General features: G+C 68.5%; 3 protein-coding genes. All 3 read right to left on the reverse strand.

Annotation, left to right across the window (positions count from 1 at the left end; translation table 11 throughout):
• Positions 1-215: 215 nt before the first annotated feature.
• On the reverse strand, positions 216-1,703 hold the full coding sequence (locus AOZ49_RS12300; protein ID WP_054429191.1) for an efflux transporter outer membrane subunit: 1,488 nt from the start codon (positions 1,701-1,703) through the stop codon (positions 216-218).
• Positions 1,704-1,771: 68 nt separating this feature from the next.
• The gene (locus AOZ49_RS12305) at positions 1,772-4,987 is read right to left on the reverse strand and encodes an efflux RND transporter permease subunit (RefSeq protein ID WP_054475627.1); all 3,216 of its coding nucleotides are present in this window, start codon (positions 4,985-4,987) and stop codon (positions 1,772-1,774) included.
• A 36-nt stretch (positions 4,988-5,023) separates the two neighbouring features.
• Positions 5,024-6,165: efflux RND transporter periplasmic adaptor subunit (locus AOZ49_RS12310; RefSeq protein WP_054475629.1), on the reverse strand; the 1,142-nt coding region annotated here is incomplete at its 5' end.

A 6,165-nucleotide genomic window follows, 5' to 3' on the forward strand; every position in this document is an offset into this window, starting at 1 on the left:
TGCTACCGGCTGATGGATGACGACGTCCCTACCCCAGCACCCTCCCACTGCGGAAGGCGCATCTACACCATACAAGGATGACGAAGGGGCAGTCCGGAGCGAACGCTCCGGACCGCAATCGTGGGCGCCCGCCCCCCGCTTCGCCTGCCCGAGGGGCGACCTACGAAGCTGAACCCTCACCGCAAGCAACCCGGCAAAGGTTCAGCATCGACCAGCTATCGATTCGCAGCCACAGCCTCAGCACCAGGCACAGGATTCCCCCACCCGCCCCCGATCGCCCGAATCAGATCCACCGCCGACCGCGCCTGCTCACCGCTCAACTGCACGGCGACCCGTTGCTGCAACAGCACGCTGCGGTCCGCCTCGATCACGTCAAGATAGCTGATCGAGCCTTCGCGGTATTGCGTGTGCGACAGCTTGGCGGCGCGGGCCGAGGCTTCCACCGCCGCGTCCTGCGCGCGCGTCTGGTCGGACAGGATGCGCAGATTGGCCAGGTTGTCCTCGACCTCGCGGAACGCATTCAGCACCGTCTGGCGGTACACCGCCACGTCTTCCTCGTAGACCGCGCGGGCGCGGTCCAGGCCGGCCTGGCGGCGGCCGCCGTCGAAGATCGGCATAGACAGCGCGGCGCCCACCAGCGGGCCCAGCAGGAACGTGCGGCTCGACCATTGGAACAGGTTGCCCAGCTCCGACGACTCGTAGCCAAACGCGCCGGTGATGTCCAGGCGCGGGAAGAACGCCGACTTGGCGGCGCCCACGCGGGCGTTGGCGGCGGCCATGGCGCGTTCGGCCGCGGCGATGTCGGGGCGGCGTTCCAGCAGCGTCGACGGCAGGCCGGCCGGGATCGACAGGGCTACCTTCTCGATCGGCTTGGGCGGCATCGCGAACTCCGACGGCGCGCGGCCCAGCAGCACGGCCAGCGCGTGTTCGCCGGCGGCGCGGCGGCGGTCGATGCCCAGCGCTTCGGACTGCGCCGAAGCCAGCTCGGCCTTGGCGCGCGCCAGGTCCAGCTCGCTGATGTCGCCCGCGTCATAGCGGCGCTGGATCAGCTGCAGCGTCTCGGTGCGCAGTTGCACCGTCTGGCGGTACAGCGCGGCTTCGGCGTCCTGCTCGCGCACCAGGAAATAGGTGGTGGCGACATCGGCCTGCAGCGCCAGCAGCACCGAGCGGTACAGCGCCTCGCTCTGTTGCGCATCGGCGGTGGCGGCGTCGGCCGTGGAGGCGACGCGGCCGAACAGGTCGGCCTCGTACGACACCGAGCCCTGGGCGCGCCAGGTGGTCGACGGGCTGGTCGGCGTGCCGTCGGGCAGGCCTTGAGACACCGCCGAGGGACGCTGGCGGCTGGGGCCGAAGGCGGCGTCCAGGCTGGGGAAGAAGCCGGCGCGGGCCTCACGCTGCAGTGCGCGGGCCTGCGTCAGGCGGGCGGCCGCGGCCTGCAGGTTCTGGTTGGCCTTGTGGGCCTCTTCCTGCAACTGGTTCAGGCCTTCGTCGCCGAACACCTTCCACCATTCGCCGCGCAACTGCTCTTCCGAGGGCTGGGCGGTCTTCCAGGTGCCGGCTTCCGAGGCGGGCAGGGCGGCTTCCTTGTAGGCCGCCGACGTGGCGGCCGCGGGCCGTTCGTAGGTCGGACCCACCGCGCAGCCGGCCAGCACGAGCAGGACGGCAAGCAGGGCGGAACCGCGGATCAGTCTTTTGGTCTTCATGACGATTCTCTTGGGCGCGCGCCCCGCCGTTCGGGACGGGACGCGCTGGCTATTTTTTCCAGGCCGGATCAGGCGTTGTGCTGCGTGGCGGGCGGCGCGTTCGGATCGATGTGCGGCACGCACACCGGCGCTTCATGCGGCGCGGCCGAGTGCAGCGTCTTGCCGCCCAGCGAGCGCAGCAGGACGTAGAACACCGGCGTCAGGAACAGGCCGAACAGCGTCACGCCGAGCATGCCGAAGAACACCGCGACACCCATGGCGTGGCGCATTTCCGAACCGGCGCCGGACGACAGCACCAGCGGCACCACACCCATGATGAAGGCGATCGACGTCATCAGGATCGGGCGCAGGCGCAGGCGGCTGGCCTCGATCGCGGCTTCCAGCGGCGAGCGGCCGTTCATCTCCAGCTCGCGGGCGAATTCCACGATCAGGATCGCGTTCTTCGCCGACAGCCCCACCAGCACCATCAAGCCGATCTGGGTGAAGATGTTGTTGTCGTTGCCCGTCAGGTAGACGCCGGTCAGCGCCGCCAGGATGCTCATCGGCACGATCAGGATCACGGCCAGCGGCAGGGTCAGGCTTTCGTACAGCGCGGCCAGCACCAGGAACACCAGCAGCACGCTGATCGGGAACACCCACAGGCCGGCGTTGCCCGCCAGGATCTGCTGGTACGTCAGGTCGGTCCATTCGAACTTCACGCCGCGCGGCAGGGTTCCCGCCGCCACGCGCTCGGCCGCGGCCTGCGCCTGGTTGGTCGAGTAGCCCGGGGCCGGGCCGCCGTTGATGTCGGCGGCGGTGTAGCCGTTGTAGCGCACCACCATTTCCGGACCGAAGGTCTGCTTGACCGTCACCAGCGACGACAGCGGCACCATGTCACCCGCGGCATTGCGGGTCTTCAGTTGCAGGATGTCGTCGGAGTGGGCGCGGAACGGCGCGTCCGCCTGGGCCCGCACCTGGAACACGCGACCGAACCGGTTGAAGTCGTTGACGTACATCGAACCCAGGTAGATCTGCATGGTGTCGAACACTTCCGTCACCGGCACGCCCAGTTGCTTGGCCTTGACCCGGTCCAGGTCGACGTCCAGCTGCGGCACGTTGATCTCGTAGCTCGAGAACGCCGGGCCCAGTTCGGGCGTCTGGCGCGCCTTGGCCAGGAACGCCTGCTTGGCCTTGTCCAGCTCGGCATAGCCCAGCGCCGCGCGGTCTTCCAGTTGCAGCTTGAAGCCGCCCAGCGTGCCCAGGCCGAGCACCGGCGGGGGCGGGAACACGGCGATGAACGCCTGCTGGATGGCGCCGAACTTCTGGTTCAGCGAGGCCGCGATGGCGTTGCCCGACAGCGCCGCGCCCTTGCGTTCGTCGAACGGCTTGAGGGTCACGAACACGATGCCGGCGCTGGAGCTGTTGGTGAAGCCGTTGATCGACAGGCCCGGGAAGGCGATGGCGCTCTGCACGCCGGGTTCCTTCAGGGCGATGGCGCTCATCTGGCGGATCACGTCTTCCGTGCGGTCGAGCGAGGCGCCGTTGGGCAGCTGGGTGAAGCCGATCAGGTACTGCTTGTCCTGCGCCGGCACGAAGCCGCCGGGCACCAGGTACGACACGCCGATGGTGGCGGCCACGAGCACCGCGTAGACGCCCATGGCGCCGGCCTTGCGGCGGATCACGCCGGACACGCCCACGCCGTAGTTCTCCGAGGCGCGGCCGAACATGTTGTTGAACCAGTTGAAGAAGCGGCCGAACACGCGGTTCATGCCCCGGGTCAGCCAGTCCGGCTTGTCGTGGTGGCTCTTGAGCAGCAGGGCCGACAGGGCCGGCGACAGCGTCAGCGAATTGAAGGCCGAGATCACCGTCGAGATGGCGATGGTCATGGCGAACTGCTTGTAGAACTGGCCGGTCAGGCCCGTCATGAACGCCAGCGGCACGAACACCGCGCACAGCGTCAGGGCGATGGCGATGATGGGGCCGCTCACCTCGCGCATGGCGCGATAGGTCGCGTCGCGCGGACTCAGGCCCGCGGCGATGTTGCGTTCGACGTTTTCCACCACCACGATCGCGTCGTCGACCACGATCCCGATGGCCAGCACCATCCCGAACAACGACAGCGCGTTGATGGAATAGCCGAACATCAGCAGCAGGCCGAAGGTGCCGACGATCGACACCGGCACCGCCAGCAGCGGGATGATGGACGCGCGCCAGGTCTGCAGGAACAGGATCACCACCAGCACCACCAGCGCGATGGCTTCCAGCAGCGTGTGCACCACGGCCTCGATACTGGAACGCACGAACTGGGTCGGGTCGTATTCGATGCGGTATTCCACGCCCGGCGGGAAGTCCTGGGCCAGCTCGACCATGGCGGCGCGCACTTGCGACGACACGTCCAGCGCGTTGGCGCCCGGCGATTGCATGATGCCCATGCCCACCGCCTGCTTGTTGTCCAGCAGCGAACGCAGGCCGTATTCCTGGGCATCCAGTTCCACGCGGGCCACGTCCGACAGGTGCGTCACGGCGCCGTCGGGCGAGGTCTTCAGGATGATGTCGCGGAATTCCTCTTCGGTCTGCAGGCGGCCGCGCGCATTCACGTTCAGCTGCAGCGGCACGTCGCCCTGGGTCGGGGACGCGCCGATCACGCCGGCGGCGACCTGCACGTTCTGTTCGCGGATGGCCGCGACCACTTCGCTGGCCGTCATGCCGCGCTGCGCGACCTTCTGCGGGTCGAGCCACACGCGCATCGAGTAGTTGCCCGCGCCCCACACCGTCACTTCACCCACGCCGGTAATGCGCGCCAGGCGGTCCTTGATGTTCAGGATCGCGTAGTTGCGCAGGTAGGTGATGTCGTAGCGGTCGTTGGGCGAGATCAGGTGCACCACCAGCGTCAGGGTGGGCGAGCTCTTGGTGGTCGTGACGCCCAGCCGCTGCACGTCCGGCGGCAGGCGCGGCAGCGCCTGCGACACGCGGTTCTGCACCAGCTGCTGCGCCTTGTCCGGGTCTACGCCCAGCTTGAAGTTGACCGTCAGCGTCAGGTTGCCGTCGCTGTTGGCCTGCGACTGCATGTACAGCATGTTTTCCACGCCGTTGATGGATTCCTCCAGCGGCGAGGCGACGGTTTCGGCGATGACCTTGGGGTTGGCGCCCGGATACTGCGCGCGCACCACCACCGAGGGCGGCACCACTTCCGGGTATTCCGAGATGGGCAGCTGGAACATGGCCAGCAGGCCTCCCAGCAGCACCAGCACGGACAGCACCCCGGCGAAGATCGGCCGGTCAATGAAGAATTTCGAGATATTCATGAACGTTCTCGTTCTGCTTTGCGGGTCACCGGCGGCTTAGTTGGCGGCCGCGGTCTTGACCGGGTTGCGTTGCGCCGTGACCATGGGCACCACGGTCGGGCTCACGGCGTCGCCGGGGCGCACGCGCTGCAAGCCGTTGACCACGATGCGTTCGCCGGCGGCCAGGCCGGAGTCCACGACCCGCAGGCCTTCCTGGTTGGCGCCCAGCTTGACCTGGCGGTAGTTGGCGTGATTCTTGTCGTCCAGCACCAGCACGTAGCGCTTGTCCTGGTCGGTGCCGATGGCCTTTTCATCGATCAGCACGGCGCTGCGCGGCTCGCTGCCGCCCAGGCGGATGCGGGCGTACAGGCCGGGCAGCAAGGTGCCGTCGGCGTTGTCGAACTCGGCGCGCACGCGGATGGTGCCGGACGTGGCGTCCAGGCGGTTGTCCACCGATTGCACGAAACCGGTTCGCGAGTAGCCGTCCTCGTTGGCCAGGCCCAGCTCGACCGGCACCGAGCCGGCCTTGCCGTTGCGGGCCGGGTTCACGTACTTCAGGAAGGTCTGCTCGTCGACGTCGAACGAGGCGTACATCTTCGAGACCGACACCAGCGTGGTCAGCGGCACCGAGGTGGCGCCGGCGGCGACCACGTTGCCGACCGTGACTTCCGCGCGCGACACGCGGCCGGCGACCGGCGCTTCGATGCGGGTGTAGCCCAGGTTGAGCTTGGCGTAGTCGAGCGCGGCCTGCGCGCCCTGCAGGTTGGCCGCGGCTTCACGCGCGGCGTTCTGCTTTTCCTCGAAATCGCGGCGGGCGATGGCGTTGTCGGTCAGCAGGCGCTGGCCGCGGGCCAATTTGGTGGCCGTGTACGAGGCGCGGGCCTTGGCGGCGGTCAGGGCGGCGGCGGCGCGGTCCACTTCGGCCGCGTAGGGGCGCGGGTCGATGGTGAACAGCACGTCGCCCTTCTTGACGATGCTGCCGTCCTGGAAGTGGACGGCGGTCAGGGTGCCGGAGACCAGCGGACGGATGTCCACGCGGTCGATGGCTTCCAGGCGGCCGGAATAACGCTGCCAGTCGACGATGGTCTTGTTGACCACTTCCGCCACTTCGACAGGGGGCGCGGCGGGCGCGCCTTGCGCCTGGGCCGCATTGGCGCCCGCGGGGGCGCGAAACAGGGCGTAGCTACCGCCGGCCGCGA

This window comes from Achromobacter sp. 2789STDY5608615 (assembly GCF_001298995.1).
Taxonomy (GTDB): Bacteria; Pseudomonadota; Gammaproteobacteria; order Burkholderiales; family Burkholderiaceae_B; genus Achromobacter; species Achromobacter insuavis.

What these genes read in the sequence shown, in the direction of transcription:
- AOZ49_RS12300 (WP_054429191.1), bottom strand. Translation starts at nt 1,703, where the DNA reads ATGAAGACCAAAAGACTGATCCGCGGTTCCGCCCTGCTTGCCGTCCTG.
- AOZ49_RS12305 (WP_054475627.1), bottom strand. Translation starts at nt 4,987, where the DNA reads ATGAATATCTCGAAATTCTTCATTGACCGGCCGATCTTCGCCGGGGTG.